A 24,272-nucleotide genomic window follows, 5' to 3' on the forward strand; every position below is an offset into this window, starting at 1 on the left:
CTTGACTACCCCCACTAATTTCTTCTAAATTAACTAAATTATATAGTTTTTTTGCCCTTGATCCATTGATTCCTATGTGTAAATGTGATTGTAAATATACAATTTGCTGTGAAATAACCGAATAATCTTATTCTTAGTTTTTTTACAATATCCCAAAAAATAGCTTTAAATTGCGCCCTAATAAACAAAATCAGGATTTAATTATTTTTATTCATGTCAGATTTGAATCATTATTCCAAGATTGCCACTGAGTTAGGTGTTCGAGAAAAGCAAGTAATCAGTACGGTCAATTTACTAGATGAGGGTGGTACAGTACCTTTTATTTCCAGGTATAGAAAAGAAGTCACCGGAAGTTTGGATGAGGTGCAAGTTGCAGCTGTAAGAGACAGGTTGCAACAGCTAAGGGACCTGGATAAGCGCAAGGAAGCCATAATAAAATCCATAGATGAACAGGGTAAATTAACAGATGCATTGGCTGATAAAATCAATGCTGCTGAAACAATGTCTATTTTGGAAGATATTTACCTACCCTACAAACCCAAAAGAAGAACCAAAGGTACCATCGCCAAAGAGAAGGGTCTTGAACCATTGGCACAATTGATTTTTGAACAAAATTCAATTGATTTAAACAAGTCTGCTGAAGAATACCTCAGCGAAGAAAAAGGGGTGGCTTCTATAGATGAAGCCTTGAATGGAGCCAGAGATATCATTGCTGAATGGATCAATGAGGATGCTGAAATTAGGAAAAAATTAAGGCAGCTCTTTATTGAAGAGGGGAATTTGTATCGAAAGTCATTCCGGGAAAAGAAGAGGAAGCGATCAAATACAAAGATTACTTTGACTGGAGAGAACCTGTTAAAACAGCACCTTCTCACAGGGTTTTGGCCATGAGAAGAGGAGAAAAAGAACTTTTCCTGATGTTGGACACAGGCCCTGATGACTTAACGGCTACCAAGATTATTGAAAAGGCAGTCGTCAAAGAAAACAACACTTGTGCTGACCAAGTAAGGCTGGCAGTGAAAGATGGCTATAAGAGGTTGCTTAAACCTTCTATGGAAACGGAAGTGAGGCTATATGCCAAGAAAAAAGCCGATGAAGATGCGATTAAGGTATTTACAGAAAACCTTAGGCAATTGTTGCTAAGTTCACCTTTGGGTGAAAAATCAGTATTGGCCATAGATCCCGGATTTAGGACCGGTTGTAAGGTTGTTTGTCTTGGACCCCAAGGTCAATTCCTTCAGAACGAAACCATCTTCCCTAATGAACCACAGAAGAAAACCATGGAATCGGGAGCCTTGATCAAACATATGGTAGCAACACATAAAATTGAGGCAATCGCAATTGGCAATGGAACGGCAAGCAGAGAGACGGAAAATTTTGTAAAAAACATTGGCCTACCAAAAGATGTTTTGGTGGTCATGGTCAATGAAAGCGGAGCTTCTATTTATTCTGCATCTGATGTGGCTAGGGAAGAATTTCCGGATTTTGACCTAACTGTAAGAGGGGCGATTTCAATTGGCCGCAGGTTAATGGACCCATTGGCAGAATTGGTTAAAATTGATGCCAAATCCATTGGCGTTGGGCAATACCAGCATGATGTAGATCAGACTGCACTAAAAATTCCCTAGATGATACGGTAATGAGCTGTGTAAATGGTGTAGGGGTAGAAGTAAATACAGCTTCTAAGCAATTATTGACCTATGTTTCCGGTCTAGGGCCTTCTTTGGCACAGAACATCGTGGCCTATCGAAATGAAAATGGCCCTTTTAAAAGTAGAGCAGATATTAAAAAGGTGCCACGTTTAGGTGAAAAAGCATTTGAACAAGCTGCAGGATTCCTGAGAATTCGAAATGGCAAAAACCCTCTTGATAGTAGTGCAGTCCACCCCGAGCGATATGCCTTGATCAATAAAATGGCAAAGGATATGGGAGTCTCTGTTGAGGGTTGTTGAAAAAAGAGGAATTGCTTCAGAAGATTCCACTTAAAGATTATGTCAATGAACAGGTAGGTTTGCCTACCCTTAAGGATATTCTTGAAGAGTTGGGAAAACCGGGTAGGGACCCACGAGAAAAATTTGAGGTTTTTCAATTTGAAGATGGAATCAATGAAATGAAAGACTTAAAGGTAGGGATGAAATTGCCGGGTATCGTTACAAATATCACCCAGTTTGGTGCTTTTGTAGATATCGGTGTACACCAAGATGGTCTGGTTCACTTAAGCCAAATGGCAGACAGGTTTATCAAAGATCCTAAAGAAGTGGTGGCTGTCAACCAAAAGGTCATGGCCACTGTAATGGAAGTGGACTTGCCGAGAAAAAGAATTGGCTTAAGTCTTAAGTCTGATCCTTTTGCCAGTAACACTTCCTCGGGAGGTAGAAGGGAAAGACCAAGAAAAATCAACAAGGCAACCAAAAAGTAGCCCAAGAAAGCATGGAAGACAAACTTGCCTTGCTAAAAAAGAAGTTTGGGAAATAAACCATTCAAATTTATTGATAGCCTATTATTAGGAATGAAGCCTGTGAATTTACTTTCACAGGCTTTTTTTATATGCTGGCATCAAATTTTCTCAATTAGAATAGGTTAATTAAAATAACATTTATATTTTCGTAGTGTTCATTAAATAAACATATTGAAATATGAGAAACCTACACAATATTAGTTTTACAACCAAAAAATTGATGTCCGGCAACCTACAAGTTAAGTTTCATATTCAAAATGCTGTGAAGCCCTATTATGGATATTTGTTGGTGAATCAAGCCTTGTCAGATGAGGAGATAATGGAGGAAATAAAATTGAGGTTAAATTTGCGAGAGCAATCAAAAATGGATTTATTGAAATTCACTTTCAAAAATCAATGGAAAGATGATCATCAATTTTATTTGTATTCCGCATGAGTTTTTAGGGAGCAATATTAAGGTATTACGTAGGAAGTCAGGGTTAACCCAGACACAGCTGGCAGAAGAGCTTGGTGTCCAACGAACCATGATTTCTGCCTATGAGGATGGGAGATCCGAACCCAGGCTTACCACATTGCTTACCTTGAGCAAGATTTTTGATGTCTCAATGGATGAGCTGACAGGATGGGATATTGCAAGTAAAGGGCGTCAATTTCTTCAACGAGAGCGATTAAAGATACTCACGGTCACATTGGATCAAGATGAGCAGGAAAGAATTAGCATGGTGGGTAAAAAAGCTTCTGCCGGATATCTTAATGGATATGCAGATCCGGAGTATATGGAGAATTTACCCAATTTTAGACTGCCTAATTTGGATGGCAATAAGACCTACCGAGCATTTGAAATAAGCGGAGACAGCATGTTGCCGTTGATGCCGGGCACAGTTGTAGTGGGTGCTTATATCGAAAGCCCAATGGAGATTAAAAATGGTAAAACATATGTTTTGGTTACCAAAAATGATGGGATTGTTTACAAAAGGGTTTTTAATTATATAGAAGAGAGGGGTAAATTATTTGCTGTGTCGGATAATCAAACCTACAAACCCTATGATATTTCGATTCAGGATGTAATGGAAATATGGGAAGCCAAAGCTTTTATTAGCTCACATTTTCCTGATCCAACTCCATCAGCCCCTGTTTCACTGGAGGAAATAGGGAAAATGATTTTAGAAATAAAATCGGATATTAGAAAAATATCCGACCACTAAAAGTTCGAAAAATCATATGAGCTCACTCAGGGCTTGTTGGATTTTTTCTTGGCATCAAATGAAGGGTCAAGGTTAATAATGCCTTTTTCAAAATTGTGCCAAACTCCATCTCCACAATCCAAATACCTGCCATTTTTTACGGGTTGATCTTCTATGGCTAAACCGTAATCGTAATCCGGTATGAATATAAGCGAGGCAATTTCCCGACCTCTTTCCCAAGCTATTTCTTTTTGTTTCCCATTGATATTTAGAAGTACCTTCCTAACAGAAAATTTATAAACGATTTCAACCATCGTTTTTTGCTCTTTCTTAACTTCCAAATACCTAATTTGCATAGGGGCCTCTTTCTTGCTGACCTCATATATGGCTTGGATGAAATCTTGACAGGTAAAATACCAATCCTCTTGGTTTAGAGGAATGTCGCGAATCAACTTTCCATGAATGTCCTTTGCCAATAATTTAATTCCGCCCTTTTCCCCTAGTGTTTTTAGGTTAGACCATTTGGATGAAGAATAAAGCTTTTTGAAGATGTCTTCCCAAAGCTTAGGAATCTCTCCTTTATAACTATAGTCATCCGCCATGGTAAAACCTTCATCAACGATTTCTTTAGGAGTCAAAGTTTCTCTATCTGTATATTGAATATTAAATTGGGTATTTACAAAGTTTTTACTGAAAGAGAGTTTTAACTTAAAAATATGACTAAATGGTGGAGGAACTTCTCCGGTGATAAAATCAATTTCCAATCGTACAATGTCGTCTGATTTTAGGTGCATATTTTTTTTATTCTTTTGGAAAAACAAAATTAAGGCTTAATAATAAAAATAAGAGATAAAATTGAGAATTTCACTTCACTAATTATTTTACATCCTTCTAAAATAATTTAGGACCACAAATGAAGGAAATTTCTAATAATAAACGACATTTGACCCTATGGATGAATGGGAAAAAAAGAATGAAATTATAGTTGAAAGCCTTTACGAAAAAGGCTGGTGTGTTTTGGATCACTATATATCAGAAGAATTTAGAAAGGAGTTACTCAATGAACAGCGAGAATTGCTTATGCATGGGCAATTTAGATTGGCGGGGATTGGGAAAGGAGAAACTTTTGCGATAAAACCTGAAATAAGAAGCGATAAAGTCTTATGGATGGATGAAAACCTCTTAACACCACTTCAAGAAGTATATTGGGATAAGATGGAGCGCTTAAGGTCAGCCATTAATCAACGTTGCTTTTTAGGGCTTAAATCCTTTGAAGCTCATTTTGCCATGTATCCTCAGGGTTCTTTTTACCTTCGGCACCTAGATCAATTTCAATCTGTTAGTTACAGGGTTGTGAGTGTGATTTTGTACTTGAATGATACTTGGGAAGAATCTGATGGCGGAGAATTAAGAATGTTCTACACAAGACCTGATGGGATAGAAGATTATAAAGATTTCTTGCCATTGGGTGGGAGGATAGTCGTTTTTTTAAGTGGAGAAGTTCCTCATGAGGTATTGCCAACAAACAAGGAAAGAATAAGCATAACCGGATGGATGAAGGATAGAGATTAAAATTTCAATTCATTTATTGGGGCTTATTTTTCATTTCTCGAATGCGCATGGGCATTGAATCGATGGTGGAAAAAAGCAATTGCCAGTTAATTTCATTGCCAAATTCCTCTAATTTGGATCCACCATCTTTTCCTATCAATACGTAATTACCCTTGTCGGAGCCTGACCCGTACAGCTTTTGCAATTCTTTTTGATAATTTTTTGTAAAGGTATACAGGGAATTACTCTCAAATTCATCTCCAAAATAAAAATAAATCAGATCACGGTCGACAAGGTCTACTTGAATCGCATCCGTTAAACCCAATCCCTTAGCATTTTTATCAGCAGGAAAAACCAGTAAAACCCTATTTTTCCATTGCAGGTCTTTAATTTCTATGTGGGTTTGAGAAAAGGAGCTCCCCATTATAAATAGTAAAGTGATCAGAATTTTCATGGTTTCGTGCATTTTGACTTGAAAACACAACTCATATCATGGAAAATTGTTCTGATCACTTTAAATTGACTCAGACCTGCGAAAATAATCGCTGATCTGAGTCAAGTGTTTGGTTACCAAAAAGGAATCCGATTTTCAGTTTAACTGATGCCAGAACCTGGATTGGTGGCTTCGTGAGGAGTTAGTAATTTTAGTTTTCCTTCAGCGTCTTCCGCCATTAAAATCATTCCTTCAGATTCAATGCCCACCATCTTTTTAGGTGCTAAATTTAGTAACATTGTCACTTGACGCCCTACCAAATCCTCAGGAGTAAATTGTTCGGCCACACCACTTAATACTGTTTTGATGCCTATACCGGTATCTACTTTCAATTGGAGGAGTAGTTTTTTGATTTTTTGACCTTAATGGCCTCAACAATGGTTACTACTCTTAAATCTAGTTTTACAAAATCATCAAACGATACAATGTCTTTCATTGGAGCTGCTTTGTATTTGGCAGCTTCATTTTTCTTTTTACTATCCAAAAGTTTTTGAATTTGCGCTTCTACAGTACTGTCTTCAATTTTCTGGAATAGTAAGGCCGCTTTATTGATCGTGTCTCCTTCTTTTATCAAATCCATTTGGCCGGCCTTCTTCCATTGTAAGGTTTGAAGACCAAGCATGTCTTTTATTTTCTCAGAGGTAAAAGGCAAGAACGGTTGAGACAAAATGGATAGGTTGGCAACAATATTTAGAGCAATATTCAATATTGTAGCGGTTCTTTCTTCGTTGGTTTTGATGGTTTTCCATGGTTCAGTTTCTGCTAGGTATTTGTTACCCGTTCTAGCAAAATCCATCATCAATGATAAGGCTTCTCTAAACCTGTATTTTTCTACCGATTGTGCAATTTTCATAGGATATTCCGACAAGATACGGATGAGTTCTTCATCAACCGGTTCTAAACCATGGTGCTTTGGTACCTTGCCTCCATAATACTTATGGGTTAAGACTACCGCACGGTTGACGAAGTTTCCGAAGATTGCGACCAACTCATTGTTGTTCCTGGCTTGAAAATCCTTCCAAGTAAAATCATTGTCCTTGGTTTCAGGAGCATTTGCGGTCAATACATAACGCAAAACATCTTCCTGTCCGGGAAACTCTTCAAGGTATTCATGCAACCATACCGCCCAGTTTTTTGAGGTAGATATTTTTTGACCTTCCAAATTTAGAAATTCATTGGCTGGAACATTTTCCGGCAATATGAAACCTCCTAAAGTTTTTAAAATGGCAGGGAAAGTAATGCAATGAAATACAATATTGTCCTTTCCAATGAAATGTACAAGCTTGGTTTCTTTGTCTTTCCAATACAATTCCCAATCTTTTCCTTGCGCTTTGGCCCATTCTTTTGTGGAGGAAATATAGCCAATGGGGGCATCAAACCAAACGTAAAGTACTTTACCTTCGGCTCCGGTAATGGGTACCGGAATACCCCAGTCCATATCTCTGGTCATGGAACGTGGTTGGAGACCATCACCTGTCTCTAGCCAGCTTCTGCATTGCCCAAGAACATTGTTTTTCCAGTCTTTGGCATGGTCTTCAAGGATCCATTTCTTTAAAAACGGTGTGTATTTTCCCAAGTCCAAAAACCAATGTTTGGTCAATTTTAATACCGGAGTATTACCACTGAGTTTGGAGCGGGGATTGATAAGGTCGGTTGGGCTAAGAGATGAACCGCATTTTTCACACTGATCCCCATAAGCCTCTTCGTACCCACAATTGGGACAAGTTCCTTCAATATACCTATCAGCTAGAAACTGTTTGGCTTCAGCATCATAATATTGTTCAGTTTCCTTCTCATCAAATTCGCCTTTTTGGTAGAGGTCGGTAAACAATTGGCTGGCTGTTTCGTGATGTACCGGAGAAGAGGTCCTGGAATAGTGGTCAAAGCTAATTCCAAATTTCTCAAAACTCTTTTTCATTATTTCATGGTACCTGTCTACTACTTCTTGAGGACTTATCCCTTCATTTTTAGCTTTGATGGTAATGGCAACACCATGTTCATCGGAACCACACACATAGGCCACATCTTTTTGTTGAGACCTTAAATACCGTACATATATATCTGATGGAATATAACAACCCGCCAAATGTCCTATATGTAATGGACCGTTGGCATAAGGTAAGGCAGAGGTAATTGTATATCTTTTGAATTTATTTTCGCTCATAGGGTGCAAAGATAGCTAAAATTGATTTTGAGTGAAATAGCAGGATAGATTTATACCGCAGGAGGAATAAATCAAATCCATTTACTACATCCGGATTGACCTTATTTTATTGAAGGCTTATTTCTGGTTTCTCAGAATAGAAGCTCAACTAATAAAGAATAATAGATGTTTATTTATTGTAAGCTTGAATCAAATTCTTGGGCCATTATTGTAAGCTTATTTACGATTTTGGGGTGAAGCTCAGCAACATTTGTTTTTTCAGAGACATCATTCTCCAGATCATAAAGTGAAACCAAGAAAGAACCTTCAGATTTTTCATTCCAGCCGATTGATTTTTTTGTATGAAGTTTCCATTTCCCTAGCCTAATGGTTTCAAGCTCACCATTTCTTGCATAAAAATAGAAAGGCCTTTCAGGTAAATTTTCATTCTTGGGGTTCATTAGGAAAGCGCTGATATCCATTCCGTCAATTTTTATCTCTTCAGGGATCTTTGTTGATGCCAGCTTAGCGAAGGTGGGGAAAAGGTCTAAAGTACTCACAAATTCATCAGTCACTACTCCTTGTGGAATGGAACCAGGCCAAGTAATTATGCCGGGAACCCTTTGCCCTCCTTCCCATGTCTGTGCTTTCTGCCCCTTAAAGGTTTTGCTGATCCTTTGGCCGGACCATTGTCTGAAGTGAAAACAAAGATGGTGTTTTCATAGATCCCTTCTTCTTTCAATGCATTAATAATTTCCCCAGCACTCCAGTCCAACTCCATTATTACGTCACCATACAAGCCATTTTTACTTTTGCCCTCAAAAGCAGGAGAAGCGAAAAGCGGGGTGTGCGGCATGTTATGCGCCAGGTAAATAAAGAAAGGCTTTTCACCTCTATTTTTTATTCTTTTTACCGTCTCTTCAGTATAGCGCTTGGTTAAATACCTTTGGTCAGGCCCATTTTCTATAACTTTAGTGTTTTCATAAAATGGTAATGGTGGTGATTGGAAATCAATATTTTTATAATAATAGTTGTCCATATCATTGGAATAAGGTACTCCGTAAAAAGTGTCAAATCCCTGATTGTATGGCATGTATTCGTCCTTATGCCCCAAATGCCATTTACCTATACAGGCTGTGCTATAGCCGGCACCTTTCAGTAATTCTGCCATGGTATATGCTTGGGGGGATAGCCCTCCTTCTGAATATGGAAATAGTACTGCTTCATGTAGATTACTTCTTTTGGGATATTGACCAGTCAGTAATCCCGCTCTTGAAGGTGTACATACCGTTGCAGGAACATAAAAATTTGTAAACCTAATACCTTCTGAAGCCAACTGATCTAAATGGGGCGTTTCAAAATCCTCTGCTCCATATACTCCCAAATCCGCATAGCCTTGGTCATCTGTGAAAAATACTATAATATTTGGAGGGCTGATAGTATTACCAACTTTCTGCTCACAGGCAAAAAAGATTATAGACAAAAGTAATACCGGTAATAGTCTTAAGGATGAATTAATTAGATACATTACGATGGATTATAGGAAAGTGTGGTAATATTATTTCCGAATTGAAGTAAGTGATAAGGTGAATCTTTAGGATGTCAAATTTACGATTTTATCCTACTTTATTGCAGATAAAAATTAATTCAAAAAGCTGTTTCTTTTTGAGGGAATTAAATTTCAAATGAGATTATCATTCATTAAGCCGTCCTCCCGCATAATTTTTTATAGTTTTGGAAAATATTTAACCTTACCACAATGTATTTAGCTAAGCATTTTCTATTATCATTTTTATTTGCCCTTTTTTCTCTAGATTTCACGGTCGCTCAGCAACAGCCTGAAATTATTCCTATTCCGACCACCTATCTCCTAAACCAAGGTGAATTTCAATGGGATAACAAAGTGGGACTTGTTCTTGAAAATTTCCCTAATCAAGGAAATTATTTGCAACAAGAGGCATTAAGATTATTGAATCTTCCTCTTCAGGAAATTGAATCTGTTTCAAAAACCATCCTAATAAGAAAGGTAAATGACCTGAAGGAAGGCTATACATTGGACATTCAGCAGAATAGCGTAACCATAGAAGCTGCGGATGAAACGGGTGCCTTTTATGGAGTAATTTCTTTGCTTCAACTCGCACATGCTTCCAAAGAAAAAAATGGAAAAATTATTCTTCCAAACTGGAAAATTCAGGATAGTCCAAAGTATGAATGGCGAGGGATCATGTTGGATGAGTCCAGGTACTTTTTTGGCATGGAAAAGGTGAAGCAGTTACTTGATCATATGGCTTATTATAAGTTAAATACTTTTCATTGGCATTTGACGGATGCTCCCGGATGGCGGATTGAAATTAAAAATTTCCCCAAATTAACAACAGTGGGAGGAATTGGTAATCAATCTGAGCCGAATGCTCCTGCAGCTTATTATACCCAAGAGGAAATTAAAGAAATCGTTAGGTATGCCCGTGAACGAATGATTAGGTGATTCCTGAAATTGATATGCCCGGACATGCCACAGCTGCCAATAGGGCATATCCGGAACATAGTGGCGGTGGATCAGAAAAATATCCGGACTTCACCTTTCACCCTGCCAAAGAGACTACTTATGCTTATTTATCCCAAATTTTGCATGAGGTGGATGCATTATTTCCCAGCAATATGATGCATCTGGGAGGGGATGAAGTAAGTTTTGGCAATCAGATGTGGCCAAAAGATCCGGATGTTCTGCGATTGATGGAAAATGAAAGATTGACGGACATGAAAGATGTTGAGGACTATTTCTTTGAAAGGATGGCTGACACTCTTTTTCGTTTTAGCAATAAAGTGTTGGCCTGGGATGAAATGGCTTCCGCAAATTTGCCTAAAGACAAAACAATTATCTTTTGGTGGAGGCATGATAAAAAGGAACAGCTAAGCCTTTCTCTCAAAAATGGTTACCCAACAGTAGTCTGCCCAAGGATCCCTTTTTACTTTGACTTTCTTCAGCAAGAAGACCATAAGTACGGAAGAAAGTGGGCAGGTGCTTATGCTCCATTAGAAGCTGTATATAATTTTGATATGGATGCTTTTGGCATAAAAAAGAAGATGAAAACCTTATTTTAGGCATTCAGGCTAACCTTTGGACAGAAACTGTGCCTAATGAAGACAGGTTTGATTTTTTAATGTATCCAAGAATAGCCGCTTTGGCAGAAGTGGTTTGGTCGCAAAATGAAAATCAATCTTATCCTCAATTTATGGAAAGACTGGAAGTACATTTGGAGAAGTACAAAGCTGAAAAATTATATTATTACAATCCTTTTGATCCTGATCATCATCCTGAACCTGTTTATGAACCCTAATAGGAAGTTGTTTACCGTTTAGATTCATCAACAGGTTCTTTATTGGGTCAATCATCTATGCTTGCCTCTACCATTTGTTTGAATTTCCAGCTTGTTTGGTCACCGGTACTTCCTTGGGTTTGTTTGAGTATTATTCCTATGAGGTTTTCTTTTGGGTCTGCAAAATATTGGGTGTTAAAATAGCCTCCCCAGATGAAAGTGCCTTGGGATCCTAAGCCGCCCTTGGCCTGCCCTTGTTCGGTTAACACACCAAAAGCCAAACCATAATATTGGTCGCCACCTCCATAGAGGTCTCCGGTTTGATTACCCATCATTGAGGCTATGGTTGTTCGACTCAAGAAGCGTTTACCGTTTAACTCTCCTCCATTAAGAAACATTTGAAGAAATGTTGCATAATCTTTAGCGGTGCTGGATAGTCCTGCACCTCCGGAAAAGAATGTTTTAGCTCCTTCAATAGGATAATTGACATCGTAAAAGGTATTGGGATAGTTTTCCCATCGATCGTTTACTTTATTCTGGATGGCTACTAGTCTATCCGACTTGGATGCAGAAAAGTAAAAGTTGGTATCGTTCATTCCCAATGGTATAAACAAATGTTTGAGTAAATAATCTTGAAAAGTCATGCCGGAAATGACCTCTACAAAGTATCCCAAAACATCTAATCCCAAGCTATAGGTGTATTGCTCTCCAGGATTGTGGTGAAGCGGTAATTGGGCTATTTTTAAGACTACATCTTTTATTGTGACAGGGGCAGTAGTAAATAGATCTATGGTTCCGGCTTTGTCATAGATCATTTTCATTCTTTCGTCCTTGTCTATGGCTCCATAGCCAATCCCTGAGGTATGGGTAAGCAAGTGGCGGATGGTTATTTCCTTATTGGCCGGTCTGGTGGTGTACGTTGTGTCTGCATATTTGAAATTTACCAATACCTCAGGGTTTTTAAACTCAGGAATGTATTGGGAAATAGGATCATCCAATCGGAATTTGCCTTCCTCCCAAAGCATCATCACAGCCGTTGAAGTGATTGCTTTTGATTGGCTGGCTATTCTAAATATGGCATCTCTTTTTAATTTTTTGCCATTGGCATCTGCATTTCCATAAGCTTCATGGAAAACAATCTTTCCGTTTCTGGCGATGAGGGCAACTGGGCCCGGAATGGTATTGTCTACCAAGGATTGTTTTAACATATTATCAATTCGCTCCAATCTTTTCTGAAGACATGCCCATACTCTCTGCAGGTGCCACACTTAAATGGGATGATTGCCTTGAAGTTGTCGTTTGGGCAGTTAGATGCAGGGTGCATAGCATGAAGGTTATGAGCCATATATAATACTTGCTTTTTAAAGTCATAGTGGTGGTTATTATATAGATGTTGATGTTTGTGGGTTAAACTAATCAATTTCTCTTATTAAATCATTTTTATTTTTACGATAGGTTTATTTTAACCTAATCCAATGGACGATATAATCTTTGCTTTAGCCCTAATTGACCAAAATAGGCAGTTAGGGATTCCATCTGTTAAGCCGAGATTAATTGATAGAAGCAGAAGTAAAGTCATGTTTTAAATCCCTAATTAATTTTCTCAGTCTCTTAAATAAGACTAATTTTGAAAGACAAATTTTCAACTATTGTGGATTCAGAAAAGCAGCGCATTATACTTTGGTCCGTTGCTATCAGTATAATTTTACTGGTAGTTAAATTTTATTCCTATCTATTGACGGGATCCAATGCGATTCTTACGGACGCATTGGAGAGTATAGTCAATGTGGTGGCTTCATTTTTCGCACTTTACAGTGTTCGATTAAGTGCAGTACCCAAGGATAAGAATCATCCCTATGGGCATGGTAAAATTGAATTTTTTAGTGCCGGAATTGAAGGGACTTTAATTATAGTGGCTGGGATTTTTATTCTTTACCAATCTTTTAGGTCGTTTTTGTTTCCTCAACCCTTGATTGAATTGCCTTTGGGTATGGTATTGATAGGATTTTCAGGGGTGGTAAACGGGATATTGGGATATGTATTGCAACGGAAAGGGAAAGAGTTAAACAGCCTAACCTTGGAAGCTGACGGTAAACATATTTCCACCGATGCCATCAGTAGTTTTGTGTTAATTTTTGGCATTGGCATCATTTTCTTTACTGGCTGGTATACACTGGATAGCATAATTTCCTCACTTTTTGCACTTTATATTATTTACAACGGATATTTTTTGGTCAGGAAGTCAGTTGCAGGACTCATGGATGAGTCCAATCCAAAATCTATCAATAAGGCCGTTAAAATTCTGAATAATCACCGGCAAAAAAATTGGATAGATATTCACAATATGAGGGTTCAGCAATATGGTGGAGACAACCATGTTGACCTTCACCTTACGCTTCCCTATTATTATGATCTCGTACAAGTACATGATTGTGTTCATGAAGTGGAGGAAGTGTTGGAAGAGAATTTGCCGGGAAAAACTGAAGTTTTTGTCCATGCAGATCCTTGTATTCCTGATCCTTGCTGCCATTATTGCCAAGTTGAGAATTGTCCCGTAAGAAAATTTCCTCAATCAAAGAAGATCAAATGGACTGCAGATAATATGTCTCAGAATCAGAAACATTACCATGAATTAGGTCAATTTAAAACTAACTCGAGTAAAAAGGATTGAATTTTGTTTTGTAGTGAATGATTTAAAAAATATTGATTCCTCAATATTATCTATGGTATTTGACGCTTATGAAATTATTTAGCCAAAACATTAAGTAATCAATAAAATTAATAGTTTGAATTTTATTGATTTTGAAAATTATATTCTGATATTATTTGTTTTTACGGGTTAATTTTAGTACATTAATAGTGTAAAATGAATTAAAATTTCGGGGAGATGAAAGATAAGCAATTCACCATACTACTAATGGTTTCAGCCCTAATCTGGTTGTTGATAATTGGTTTTATCATCATTTAAAAAGCCAATATATTTTTTCCTACATACGGACTTAGACAGGTTTTTCCGAAACAAGTTTAAAAAGGGGCCATTCGAGCCCCTTTTGCATTGGTTGATAAATCATCCTAAAATCAAAAATAATAACCCGACCAAATCAATACTGTTGACTCAGGCGGGTTAAAAAGGTTGAATATATAGGCATTATTTTACACTTGTAAACCTGCTCTTTTGATTAATGCGTCCGGTTTTGGTGCCCTTCCTCTAAAGCGTTTATATAAAATTGAAGGATGCTCTTTGCCACCCATTGAAAGTATATTTTCTTTAAAGGACTTTGCAGTTGCTTTATCGAATACCCCTTTTTCCTGGAATAATTCGAAAGCGTCAGCATCCAAAACCTCCGCCCATTTGTAACTGTAATAACCTGCTGCATAACCTCCTTGAAATATGTGGGAAAATGAGGTGCTTATCATGGTATTTGGAACAGGGTCTAGTAAAGCGGTGGGCTTCATGACATCATTTTCAAATTCAAATACATCATCAATTGCATCGGGTGCAGTGGTATGGTAGGCCATGTCTAGTTGGCCCAGACTGATTTGCCTTGCCGTTTGAAAACCCTGATGAAAATTGGCTGCCTTTTTTATATTTTCTATATAAGATTTTGGGATAGGTTCGCCGGTTTCATAATGCTTGGCAAATAGGTCAAGGCATTCTTCTTCATAACACCAGTTTTCAAATATTTGAGAAGGAAGTTCCACAAAATCCCAATAAACATTGGTTCCTGACAAGGATCCATAAGTGCCCTGGGCCAGCATACCGTGAAGCGCATGACCAAACTCATGGAACAAAGTAGTGACTTCATTGAAGGTCAGGAGGCTTGGTTTTGTTTTGGTTGGCTTAGTGAAATTACAGACTATGGATACATGAGGCCTGTTTTCTTTGTTCCCAATCTTACGTTGCCCCCGATATGCTGTCATCCAAGCTCCATTTCTTTTGCCTGCCCGAGGAAAAAAATCTGCATAAAATACCGCAAGGTGATCACCCTTCTCATCTTTTACCTCATAGGCTTTTACATCAGGATGGTAAACAGGAATAGCTTTATTTTCCTTAAACGTAATGCCATATAGTTTTTCTGCGGTGGTAAATACCCCATCGATTGTGCGGTTTAATTCAAAATAGGGCTTGAGTAACTCATCATCTACAGCATACTTTTCCATTTTCAATTTTTCCGCATAATAGCTGATGTCCCATTTAAATAGTTTTTCAATGCCATCTTTTTTTTCGCGAAGGCTTCAAGTTCCTTTAGCTCTGCAATAGCTCGTGGTTTTGCCTTTTCTAATAGCTCATCCAAAAAACTTAAGACTTTTTCTCCCCCTTCAGCCATTCTTTCTTCCAAGACAAAATCAGCATAATTATCATATCCTAAGAGCTTTGCTCGTTCATCCTTAAGCTTAAGGATGTTCTTGATGATTTGTCGGTTATCAAGTTCGTCACCCTTGGCAGATTTTGTGTTATAAGCAATGTATAATTCTTTCCTAAGTTCTCTGTTTTTGGCATAGGTCATGAAAGGGACATAACTTGGGAACGCTAGCGTAAATATCCATTTTCCTTCTTTTCCTTTCTCTTGAGCCGTTTGTGCAGCAGCTTCGATCAATCCATCAGGCAGGCCTTCAAGGTCTTTGGCTTCAGCTACCACCAGCTCGTATTTATTGGTTTCTTTCAATACATTTTCCCCGAAGTGTAAGCCAAGTTTAGATAATTCTTGGTCAATGGCTCGAAGCCTATCTTTGTCATCTCCTTTTAAAAGCGCTCCATTTCTTATAAAAGATTTGTAACTTTTTTCCAGAAGTGTGCTTTGTTCCGGGGTTAACTTGAGTTGGTCTCTTTGATCAAAAACAGCTTTAACTCTTTTGAAAAGAGTTTCATCCAATAGGATGTCATTGCTGTGAGCAGACAAAAGTGGGGAAATCTCTCTGGCCAATTGTTGTATTTCATCATTGGTTTCAGCTGCATTAATATTAAAAAAAATTGAAGCTGCTCTTGAAGTTTTTCACCGGAATTTTCTAAAGCTACGATGGTGTTTTCGAAATCCGGTGGAATAGAGGTTTTAATCTTTTTTATCTCTTCTTTAACTTCTGCTATACCATTTTGAATGGCCGGAAGAAAATGTTCATTTTTTATTTTATCAAATGGAGCCGTTTCAAACGGTGTATTAAATTTTGCCAATAATGGATTCATATCGAATGATTATATTTAAATTTATCCTACAAAATTAACAAAATTATGGAGACTACTAAAGGACCTAAATTTCCCCTGCCAAAAGAGTACCCGCTCTTTTACAAAGGTTATATTGATTTGGTGGCTGAAAAGGATTTGAAGACCTTGTCCCTAGCGCAAGAACAATTTGTTAAAAACTTATTCGGTAATTTGACGACCGAGAAAGCTTTACTTAGTTACGAAACAAATAAGTGGTCTTTTAATGAATTGTTGGGGCATATTATTGACACCGAGAAAATAATGCATTTCAGAGCCTTGAGTATAAGCCGAGGTGAAAAAAGTGACTTTCCGGGATTCGATCAAGATAATTATGTCAAAACGGCAGCTTTTAATGCTCAGCCAATTGATAAATTATTGGATACTTTTTTGTTGCATCGCAAATTGCTTTGGAACTTTATCGAAGCCATTCCAGAGGATCAAATCAACAATATCGGATCTGTAGACGCTAAACCTATGTCCCTTAGCGCTCTATTATACATTATTTTTGGGCATATGGAACACCATATATCCATTATCAAAAATTATTATCTGTCATTGTAAGAGTTGGCTTTTACTTTGTGAGGTAAATCACTGATGTTTTCCTATGAAAACAATAATTTTGTTTTAGATTTAAAGCGTACAGATATGGCAAAGGGAAAAAGTTTTTCGGAAATAATCAAAGGAGATCAACCAGTATTGGTGGACTTTTACGCCACCTGGTGCGGTCCTTGTAAAATGATGCAACCTATTCTTACAGAAACGGCAGGGAAAGTTGGTGGGAAAGCAAAAATTATAAAAATTGATGTGGATAAAAACCCGATGGCAGCCAGTAGGTTTCAGGTAAAAAGCGTTCCTACACTGATTTTGTTCCAAAAAGGTAAGGTGGTGTGGAGAAAAGCAGGGGTAGTTCAAAGCCATCAGCTAGTCGACATAATCAATAATCAAGTAGAAACAGCTTCATAATAAGGGTGTTGTAGCCTTATTTTCTTTTAAAAGACCAGGTAATCTCAAATTTGGCCACGATTTCATTATTGGGGTTGTGGCCAAATATTGTTGTTTTGAAAGTGGCAAAATCTCCTTTTTTACTCAGACCTGCAATTGTTTCATTGATCTGAAGGCCATCTTCACATTTCATCACAATAGTATTGTTTGCTTTTTAAGGAATTGAGCATTCATATCAACCACAAGCATAGAAAAATTTCCATTTCCTGCCAGGTGCAATTTGCAAAGTAATCCGGAAGACAATTCAGCGGCGCCATTCAATGCCGCGAAATAAATGGATTTGAACGGGTTTTGGGTTCGCCAATTATAAGGTAAAGTTGTGTGACAGGATTCCAAATCAATATTTTTAACCCTTACACCCCAAAAAATAATAGAAGGAAGGTTCTTTAGCATATACCCAAAAAATGAAATAGGTTGGGTGACCATACGGGCAAAGGACTGTTGATGCTTGTTCATGGGTATTAATTTAAACATATAAAATGAAGAATACAGCAACCGAGTTAAATTTTAATTGTTGAACTCGTAATATTCAATAGATAATTTTTATGGACTGATATCCCTTCAAAACCAGTCACTTCGCGGCTGTTTTCTAACCCACCTTTCAACAGACAAGTTCACAATAGTGCAATAGTGGTGCTATTCTGAAATCCCCAAAAAACAGGCCCCTTGTAAAAACTAGCCTCCCTAAAAACCACAGGAAAGCCGATTTATTCCGGATTAATAAATCATTTAATCCATGTTGGGACATAACATTGCCTCCCTTTGGTTCGATCAAAGAAGGAGCCAAAAAATCGCAGCACGAAATTCCTAAGGCTTAAGTTTTAACTACGGTTCCAATAATATGCACTAGAATTCGAACAAAGTACCTATTTTTGCCCTTACTATTTATCTGGCACCTTTTTTGGAGCTTACTTGTTGTTATCTTGATCTGAAAATTATTACACATGAAAAAAATATTAACACTTCTTTTTGTAGGCCTTATAGTCTATGGTTGTGCAACAGTACCATTAAGTGGCAGGAAGCAGCTTAGCATTGTTAGTAATTCTGAAGTTTTACCATTGGCTTATGATCAATATGGACAGGTATTGAAGGAGAGCAAGGTGCTTACCAATACCAAAGAAGGACAGCAGGTGGTGGAAGTAGGCAATCGGATAGCAAATGCTGTAGATACCTACTTGAAGGACAACGGTTATTCTTCGATAACAGAAGGTTTTGAATGGGACTTTAATTTATTGGAGAGTGATCAGGTTAATGCTTGGTGTATGCCGGGAGGAAAAGTAGCTTTTTATACTGGAATTCTACCTATCTGTGAAGATGAAACAGGTATTGCCGTGGTGATGGGCCATGAGGTGGCACATGCCATTGCCAGCCATGCCCGCGAAAGAATGTCTCAAGGATTGGTTGCCAATGGATTAATTGGTGGTCTCCAAGTGGCCATGGGTGAAAATCCAAGCTTAACTGAAACCATATTTTTGCAAGCAGTAGGAATCGGTGGTCAAGTTGGAATGCTGAAATTTGGCAGGGACCAAGAATTGGAAGCCGATCAATTGGGTTTAATTTTCATGTCCATTGCCGGATATGATCCTCGGGAAGCTCCGATTTTTGGGAAAGAATGAATGCACAATCAGATGCATCTTCAAGACCACCTGAGTTTTTATCTACTCACCCCGGTCCGGAAAAAAGAATAGCTAAGCTGAACAATCAAATGGATGAAGCTTTAAAGTATTATAACAAAGAGAAATAAAATTTTAGAACCTCTCTAATTTCATAGAGAGGTTTTTTTTGCCTTATTTAGTTTAATTGTATGCAGCGCCTATGATTGCCCTCAAGGCTTATAGAAAAACTTGGGACATTTTGACAAACTTTAAAAGTGTGGTCGGTATCAGGCAATGGGTCATATTCAGAGATTTCATCTAAGAAAGCGACATTCTTATAACTTATTTCAATCATTTTGCCATCTAAACTTGCTTCATGGAACTGCATTCCATGAAAGAAAAAATTAGCAGTATGGTATTCACTTTCATAATTAGCTGTAATTTTCTCAATGCTTAGTTTGTTGGCTGAAAAATCCATCTGGATCAATATTTTTGAAAATAATAAATCTAGGTAGGCGGTGCTTTTTCCGTCATCTTCATAAATTAATTGTTCAGATTTCCCCATTCCTTGGTAAATATGTAGGTTTAATTGTCCATCATTAAAATCTTCGGTAAAATTTTTTGCTGATTGCATGGGAAGAATAGCTCCGGCTTTAACAAATATAGGAAGGTATTCAATAGGGCATTCCCAGAGCAATTCTTGACTCCTCCTAGCTTTTCTCCGGAAAATAAATGATACCATGTCCCTTCAGGAAAATAGATTTTAGTGATTTCCTTATAGCTTTCTACTGGGGCGACAAGTAAATTATCACAAAAAAGATATTGATTTTCGAATGCGCCATGATAAACTTTGTCGTCAAAGGTATAATCGATGGATAAGCTTTTACTAATAGGAATTCCTGATTCAGAACTTAGATAAAAAGCAGTGTAAATCAATGGCATTAATTTGTATCTTAATCGAATATAGTTGCTGGCAATTGCTTCTACTTCCTCACCAAATGCCCAAGGTTCGGAGGAATTGCTATTGATCATGGTATGGGCTCTAAATAAAGGGCAGAAGGTGCCTAAAGCAATCCATCGAGCAAATAGTTTTGGGTTGGTGTTTCCAACAAATCCCCCAATATCATATCCGGCAAAGGATACGCCCCCCAGGCCCAAACTGTTTACCAGCCTAACCCCTGCTAGCATATGATCATCACTGGCCAAATTGTCTCCTGTCCAAACTGCAGCATAGCGTTGTATGCCTGCAAAGCCGGATCTGGTCAATACAAATGGTCTTTTCCCTTTGTAAAATTTGGTAAGTCCCTCTTTCGTACTTCTTGCCATCTGCAGGCCATATACATTTCTGCTTTTTTTATGGTTGGCCTCTTGTCCTTCATAAAAAAACTGAACCAAGTCAGGCATAGTTTGGCCCCAAGTGGCCGGTTCGTTCATGTCTGTCCAAAAACCATCTACGCCGGCATTTAAATAAAAAATTAACTTTTCTGCCCACCAGACTCTGGTTTCAGGTTTCGTGAAATCCGGAAAGGCACACCAACCCGGCCATACTTGGCCCTCATAATTTTCTCCATCTGGATATTTTAAAAACAACTGTTTTTCATTTCCCTCACGATAGGGGAGGTATTCCTTATCCACCTTTATTCCCGGATCCAGAATAACCACTACTTTAAACCCTAATTCTTTTAGGTATTTAATAAGTTCAGTTGGGTCCTTAAATCGTTTTTTGTCAAAGGTAAAAACCTTGCATTCTTCCATATGGTGTATATCCAAATAAATTGTGTCAGCAGGGATTTCTTTCTCTCGAAAAGTTTGGGCCAAGCGGATGACTTCTTTGTCCGGATAATAAGAGTACCTGCATTGTTGATAGCCTAGAGTCCACTTAGGTGGCATTGGAGTTTTACCTGTTAATGAAGTGTAGGCTGAAATGATTCCCCCTACGTTCTTTTCATGAATAAAATAATAGTCCAGATCTCCACCTTCGGCAGTGAAATAAGAAAAACGATTGTTTCCGGCACCAAAATTAAAAGTGCTTTTATGGCTGTTGTCAAAGAAGATCCCATAACAATTATTGTGATGTAAGCCTATATAAAAGGGAAGGGATAAATACAATGGATCGGCATTGGTGCCATAGCCGAAATGATCAGTATTCCAGTTGGTATAGGTTTGTCCGTAACGGTTCAAACCACCGGTTTTTTCACCGAGCCCTATAAATTTCTCCCACTGTTGAAGCTTTTTATAACACCCAACTGCTGTGCCTTGCCAATTGATGCCAAAATGACTGGCATCTTCACTAAGGATGGTTCCCTTAGTATTTTTAAAAATTAACCTGAAATTATTTTTTTCAATAAGTAATTCAATCTTTTTTGTTTTTAAAATACAGTACTCCTTTTTTCTTGCCAGAAAAATTTAACTTCCTCAGGAGTGGAAATGACACTGTATGGATTGGGGAAGAATTCATTCTGAAGTGAAACTTGGATTCGGATGGTGGTTTCGTTGTAAACCGAAAGTTTGAAAGCACAGTTTTCAGTGGTTCCGAATACTCCTGTACTTGAAAGCGTATAATTGATGACCTTGCCGGGGACTAACAAATTGGATTTATTGCTGTTCATAGATTTGAAGCTTTGTTGGCTTCAATTAGAACAATTTTATCCTAAGATAAAAATGCATGGCCATGGTTTATAAAACCTGATCTCAATTCGATAAAAAAATGTAAAGTTTATGAATTGCAAGGGGTTATAAAAAAAATGGTATTGGGTGAAACCCAATACCTTTAACCTTAAATCAAAAATCTAAATCAATTAAAAATTCAATTTCCTTCCGCTTTCACAATTCGTTTCACTAAGTATTGTTTAGGCTCAGGAAGTGGAATGTCTTTATGTGGTACTATTGCTGATTTCGGAGGTAGGGTAATTTTAATGATTTTAAAATCCCTATAGTTTCCCATTGGTGCAACCATTGTCGGTGACCTTTCAAAAGCTAGATCTCCCTCATTGCTTGTAGTGACAGAAACCTTGTCCGGGTCAAATGCATCAAGTTGCATGGATTCAAACTCTTGGAAATGGTAGGTTTTGTCCCTAGTCTGCCTTTCTATTTCAGGAAGATCCTGTGCATACAATCCAACGGTAAAAAGCGAAAAACAGAAAATGAATAAAGTGGCTACTCTCATGTCTAGATGTTTTATGGTTACTAATCCTTTCATAAGGTAGATATATATTGATAAAAATCCCAATGATTAAAAGAAAAATATTCAAATTTTATTTATGTGATCGGTTTATTATGGTGTTGAAGGAGTGTAGGTGTGGATGAAAGGAGTTGCTGTTTTGGGTTTTGGTATGGTCTAGTGGGCTATACCCATCATTGAATTTATAGTGAATACCAATAATTTAGCATAAAAAAAGCCCTCAAAAAGCGGGGAGCTTAATGAGGGCTTTTTCCTTCTTTGAAAGAATGCTACTTGGCATTTGTCCATAAATTATTGGACTTGTCAATATCTGCCATTCGTTCTGACGGGTCAATTTGAATGGATGTGACTTTTGAATTGGATTGGTCAATATTAATTTCTACGGTTTCGTTGGTCCAAGGCCATCTGGTTGTTTTTACTCTTTCAGGCCAATTGCTTTCAGATGCTTTACCTCCCCGCATAATTGCTAATGGGAAATAATAACTTTCTTTTTCTCCATTTTCATAGGTTACAATAAGGTCAATGGGCATAGGCATTTGTCCTTTTCTTTCAAGGACCACAGCAAGGTTATTTTCTTTTTCGGTAACTGTGGAGATGGCATAATCTATTGTTTTGGTGGAGTTCACCCAATACTCTTTGTACCAGTCCAGCTCTATGCCGCTTTCTTTTTCCATGATTCGGATAAAATCATTTACGTTGGGATGTTTGAATTTCCACGTTTCCCAATACCTTAACATGGCCTTATTTCGGGTTTCCTCTCCAATAATATAACCCAATTGGGCTAGAAACAAGGCCCCTTTGGAATAGGAGGCAGAGCCATAGGCGGTATTGGTATGAAAATGATCTGCGTGGGTTGAAAGTGGTTCTTCAAGACCCGATTCAACCAGTCTTTCGTAACCTACATATGCTCCTTTAAGAGGGGAGTCTTTTAATGGTCCCTTTGCAGAAGGTTTGAGGTAATTATCGGCCATACTAAGGGTGCTGGCATAGGTGGTAAAACCCTCGTCCATCCAAGGATAAAGAGATTCATTAGAAGCCAATACACCCTGAAACCAACTGTGAGCCAATTCGTGCATCATCACCCCCACCAAGCTGCCCATTGGTCTGTGGCCTGTAATTAAGGTAGCCATGGGGTATTCCATGCCACCATCACCACCTTGGATTACAGAATACTGCTTATATGGGTAGGTTCCATATCTTTCACTTAAATAGGCCATGGTTTTAGCGGTATACTCCTTAAGTTTTGGCCACGTGTCTTTTGTTTCCTTACTTTTAACATACAAATGGTGTAAAGTAATGCCATCCGCAGTCACTAGTTTCTCATGCGTGTATTTTGGGTCTGCAGCCCACATAAAATCATGTACTTTAGGGGCATAAAAATGCCAGGTGAGCGTAGAGCCGGAAGGTTTTTTACCGTTACTCCTTCGTCTTCATACCCAAAGCCAATTTCATTCTTGTTTTGCAGATAGCCTGTACCTCCTAGAATATAGGATTTGTCAATAGTGATTTTTACATCAAAATCTCCCCAAATACCGTAAAACTCTCTACCTATATAAGGATTTGCGTGCCAACCTTGTTCATCATAATTGGCCAGTTTGGGATACCATTGCGACATGGAATACCGAATACCTTCTGCGTTATCTCTTCCTGCTCTCCGAATTTGTAGGGGTACTTGTGCTGTAAATTCGCTTTCCAACAAAACAGTGCTATGTGGCATTATAGGTTCCGTTAGCTTTACCTCCAAGATGGTTCCTACTTCTTCCATCTCAACGGTTTGTCCATTTACTAACAAAGATTCTACATGAATAAAACCGATTTCATCAGGTGTTAGCTTGGATATTCTATCCCCAACGCGTCTGTCAGGATCTTTAATGGATCTTGAGCGTACATCCATCATGCTATTGGGCTGAAAAGCATTGTAATAAAGATGAAAAAAGAGCTGATTGAGTGTGTCCGGAGAATTATTGCTATATGCAATGGTTTGCTTCCCTGTATATTGATTGGTTTTTACATCCATTTCAATATCCATTTGATAACTTACCGACTGCTGCCATCTTTGGGATTGCGCAAAAACTTCTTGGTCGAACAAGAAATGTATGCTCATGACTGCAAGAAAAAGTACCGTGATTTTTTTCATGTGTGCCTAATT

At 37.9% G+C, this 24,272-nt stretch carries 18 protein-coding genes and 6 pseudogenes; 10 read left to right on the forward strand and 14 right to left on the reverse strand.

What is annotated here, in order from left to right:
- Window positions 1-213: 213 nt before the first annotated feature.
- The 3 genes and pseudogenes from WG932_RS30390 to WG932_RS30400 all read left to right on the forward strand — a co-directional run bounded on the left by WG932_RS30390 (window position 214) and on the right by WG932_RS30400 (window position 3,662).
- A pseudogene (locus tag WG932_RS30390) lies at window positions 214-2,474 on the forward strand (Tex family protein).
- Between the two features lie 161 nt (window positions 2,475-2,635).
- Window positions 2,636-2,893, forward strand: coding sequence for a hypothetical protein (locus WG932_RS30395; protein WP_014021410.1), 258 nt, complete (start codon window positions 2,636-2,638; stop codon window positions 2,891-2,893).
- Window positions 2,862-3,662, forward strand: a complete 801-nt coding sequence (locus WG932_RS30400; RefSeq protein WP_483086389.1) for an XRE family transcriptional regulator — start codon at window positions 2,862-2,864, stop codon at window positions 3,660-3,662. Before WG932_RS30395 ends, WG932_RS30400 begins: the two co-directional genes overlap by 32 nt.
- 26 nt (window positions 3,663-3,688) lie before the next feature.
- Here WG932_RS30400 and WG932_RS30405 read toward each other — a convergent pair whose 3' ends face one another.
- Entirely contained in the window at window positions 3,689-4,435 is a 747-nt protein-coding gene (locus tag WG932_RS30405; RefSeq protein ID WP_483086390.1) for a hypothetical protein, read from the reverse strand.
- 157 nt (window positions 4,436-4,592) lie between these two features.
- Here WG932_RS30405 and WG932_RS30410 point away from each other — a divergent pair, with 157 nt between their 5' ends.
- On the forward strand, window positions 4,593-5,213 hold the full coding sequence (locus WG932_RS30410) for a 2OG-Fe(II) oxygenase (RefSeq protein WP_483086391.1): 621 nt from the start codon (window positions 4,593-4,595) through the stop codon (window positions 5,211-5,213).
- 13 nt (window positions 5,214-5,226) lie between these two features.
- Here the strand turns inward: WG932_RS30410 and WG932_RS30415 are convergent, their stop codons facing one another.
- From WG932_RS30415 to WG932_RS30430, 4 genes and pseudogenes are all read right to left on the reverse strand, one after another.
- Window positions 5,227-5,646: a DUF4174 domain-containing protein gene (locus tag WG932_RS30415; RefSeq protein WP_483086392.1), complete on the reverse strand. Its 420-nt coding sequence runs from the start codon at window positions 5,644-5,646 to the stop codon at window positions 5,227-5,229.
- Between the two features lie 140 nt (window positions 5,647-5,786).
- Window positions 5,787-7,849 (reverse strand): annotated as a pseudogene (metG, locus tag WG932_RS30420) (methionine--tRNA ligase).
- A gap of 173 nt (window positions 7,850-8,022) precedes the next feature.
- The gene (locus WG932_RS30425) at window positions 8,023-8,502 is read right to left on the reverse strand and encodes a sulfatase/phosphatase domain-containing protein (RefSeq protein WP_483088753.1); all 480 of its coding nucleotides are present in this window, start codon (window positions 8,500-8,502) and stop codon (window positions 8,023-8,025) included.
- A complete protein-coding gene (locus tag WG932_RS30430; protein WP_483086393.1) occupies window positions 8,436-9,356 on the reverse strand; it encodes a sulfatase-like hydrolase/transferase in 921 nt (306 codons plus the stop codon). Before WG932_RS30430 ends, WG932_RS30425 begins: the two co-directional genes overlap by 67 nt.
- Window positions 9,357-9,587: 231 nt before the next feature.
- Between WG932_RS30430 and WG932_RS30435 the strand changes: the two are divergent.
- Both WG932_RS30435 and WG932_RS30440 read left to right on the forward strand, forming a co-directional pair.
- Window positions 9,588-10,930: pseudogene (locus WG932_RS30435) on the forward strand (beta-N-acetylhexosaminidase).
- Between the two features lie 29 nt (window positions 10,931-10,959).
- Window positions 10,960-11,166 (forward strand): hypothetical protein, encoded by a 207-nt coding sequence (locus WG932_RS30440; RefSeq protein WP_483086394.1) that lies wholly within the window; start codon window positions 10,960-10,962, stop codon window positions 11,164-11,166.
- A gap of 47 nt (window positions 11,167-11,213) precedes the next feature.
- On the opposite strand, the gene WG932_RS30445 is transcribed toward WG932_RS30440, so the two are convergent.
- Complete coding sequence (locus WG932_RS30445; RefSeq protein WP_483086395.1) at window positions 11,214-12,371, reverse strand: serine hydrolase domain-containing protein; 1,158 nt, start codon at window positions 12,369-12,371, stop codon at window positions 11,214-11,216.
- Window positions 12,372-12,772: 401 nt separating this feature from the next.
- Between WG932_RS30445 and WG932_RS30450 the strand changes: the two genes are divergently transcribed.
- Window positions 12,773-13,816: a cation diffusion facilitator family transporter gene (locus tag WG932_RS30450; protein ID WP_483086396.1), complete on the forward strand. Its 1,044-nt coding sequence runs from the start codon at window positions 12,773-12,775 to the stop codon at window positions 13,814-13,816.
- 482 nt (window positions 13,817-14,298) lie between these two features.
- Here WG932_RS30450 and WG932_RS30455 read toward each other — a convergent pair.
- Window positions 14,299-16,327 (reverse strand): annotated as a pseudogene (locus WG932_RS30455) (M3 family metallopeptidase).
- 45 nt (window positions 16,328-16,372) lie between these two features.
- Between WG932_RS30455 and WG932_RS30460 the strand changes: the two are divergent.
- Window positions 16,373-16,906 carry a DinB family protein gene (locus tag WG932_RS30460; RefSeq protein ID WP_014021422.1) on the forward strand — a complete coding sequence of 178 codons (534 nt, stop codon included), beginning with the start codon at window positions 16,373-16,375 and terminating at the stop codon, window positions 16,904-16,906.
- Window positions 16,907-16,990: 84 nt separating this feature from the next.
- Window positions 16,991-17,308 carry a thioredoxin gene (gene trxA, locus WG932_RS30465; RefSeq protein ID WP_483086397.1) on the forward strand — a complete coding sequence of 106 codons (318 nt, stop codon included), beginning with the start codon at window positions 16,991-16,993 and terminating at the stop codon, window positions 17,306-17,308.
- A 16-nt stretch (window positions 17,309-17,324) separates the two neighbouring features.
- Here trxA and WG932_RS30470 read toward each other — a convergent pair whose 3' ends face one another.
- A complete protein-coding gene (locus WG932_RS30470) occupies window positions 17,325-17,483 on the reverse strand; it encodes a hypothetical protein (RefSeq protein ID WP_483086398.1) in 159 nt (52 codons plus the stop codon).
- Complete coding sequence (locus tag WG932_RS30475; protein WP_483086399.1) at window positions 17,480-17,803, reverse strand: DUF4442 domain-containing protein; 324 nt, start codon at window positions 17,801-17,803, stop codon at window positions 17,480-17,482. Before WG932_RS30475 ends, WG932_RS30470 begins: the two co-directional genes overlap by 4 nt.
- A 488-nt stretch (window positions 17,804-18,291) precedes the next feature.
- Between WG932_RS30475 and WG932_RS30480 the strand changes: the two are divergent.
- Window positions 18,292-19,091, forward strand: a pseudogene (locus tag WG932_RS30480) (M48 family metallopeptidase).
- A gap of 47 nt (window positions 19,092-19,138) precedes the next feature.
- Here the strand turns inward: WG932_RS30480 and WG932_RS30485 are convergent.
- The 5 genes and pseudogenes from WG932_RS30485 to WG932_RS30505 form a co-directional block, all read right to left on the reverse strand.
- Window positions 19,139-19,576 carry a DUF5110 domain-containing protein gene (locus tag WG932_RS30485; protein WP_483086400.1) on the reverse strand — a complete coding sequence of 146 codons (438 nt, stop codon included), beginning with the start codon at window positions 19,574-19,576 and terminating at the stop codon, window positions 19,139-19,141.
- Window positions 19,528-21,348 (reverse strand): TIM-barrel domain-containing protein, encoded by a 1,821-nt coding sequence (locus WG932_RS30490; RefSeq protein WP_483088754.1) that lies wholly within the window; start codon window positions 21,346-21,348, stop codon window positions 19,528-19,530. Before WG932_RS30490 ends, WG932_RS30485 begins: the two co-directional genes overlap by 49 nt.
- The gene (locus tag WG932_RS30495) at window positions 21,312-21,551 is read right to left on the reverse strand and encodes a hypothetical protein (RefSeq protein ID WP_483086401.1); all 240 of its coding nucleotides are present in this window, start codon (window positions 21,549-21,551) and stop codon (window positions 21,312-21,314) included. Before WG932_RS30495 ends, WG932_RS30490 begins: the two co-directional genes overlap by 37 nt.
- 197 nt (window positions 21,552-21,748) lie before the next feature.
- Window positions 21,749-22,141, reverse strand: a complete 393-nt coding sequence (locus WG932_RS30500) for a hypothetical protein (protein ID WP_149394335.1) — start codon at window positions 22,139-22,141, stop codon at window positions 21,749-21,751.
- Window positions 22,142-22,392: 251 nt separating this feature from the next.
- Window positions 22,393-24,260: pseudogene (locus WG932_RS30505) on the reverse strand (M1 family metallopeptidase).
- Between the last annotated feature and the right edge of the window lie 12 nt (window positions 24,261-24,272).

It is taken from the genome of Cyclobacterium sp. SOCE241 (assembly GCF_056867545.1).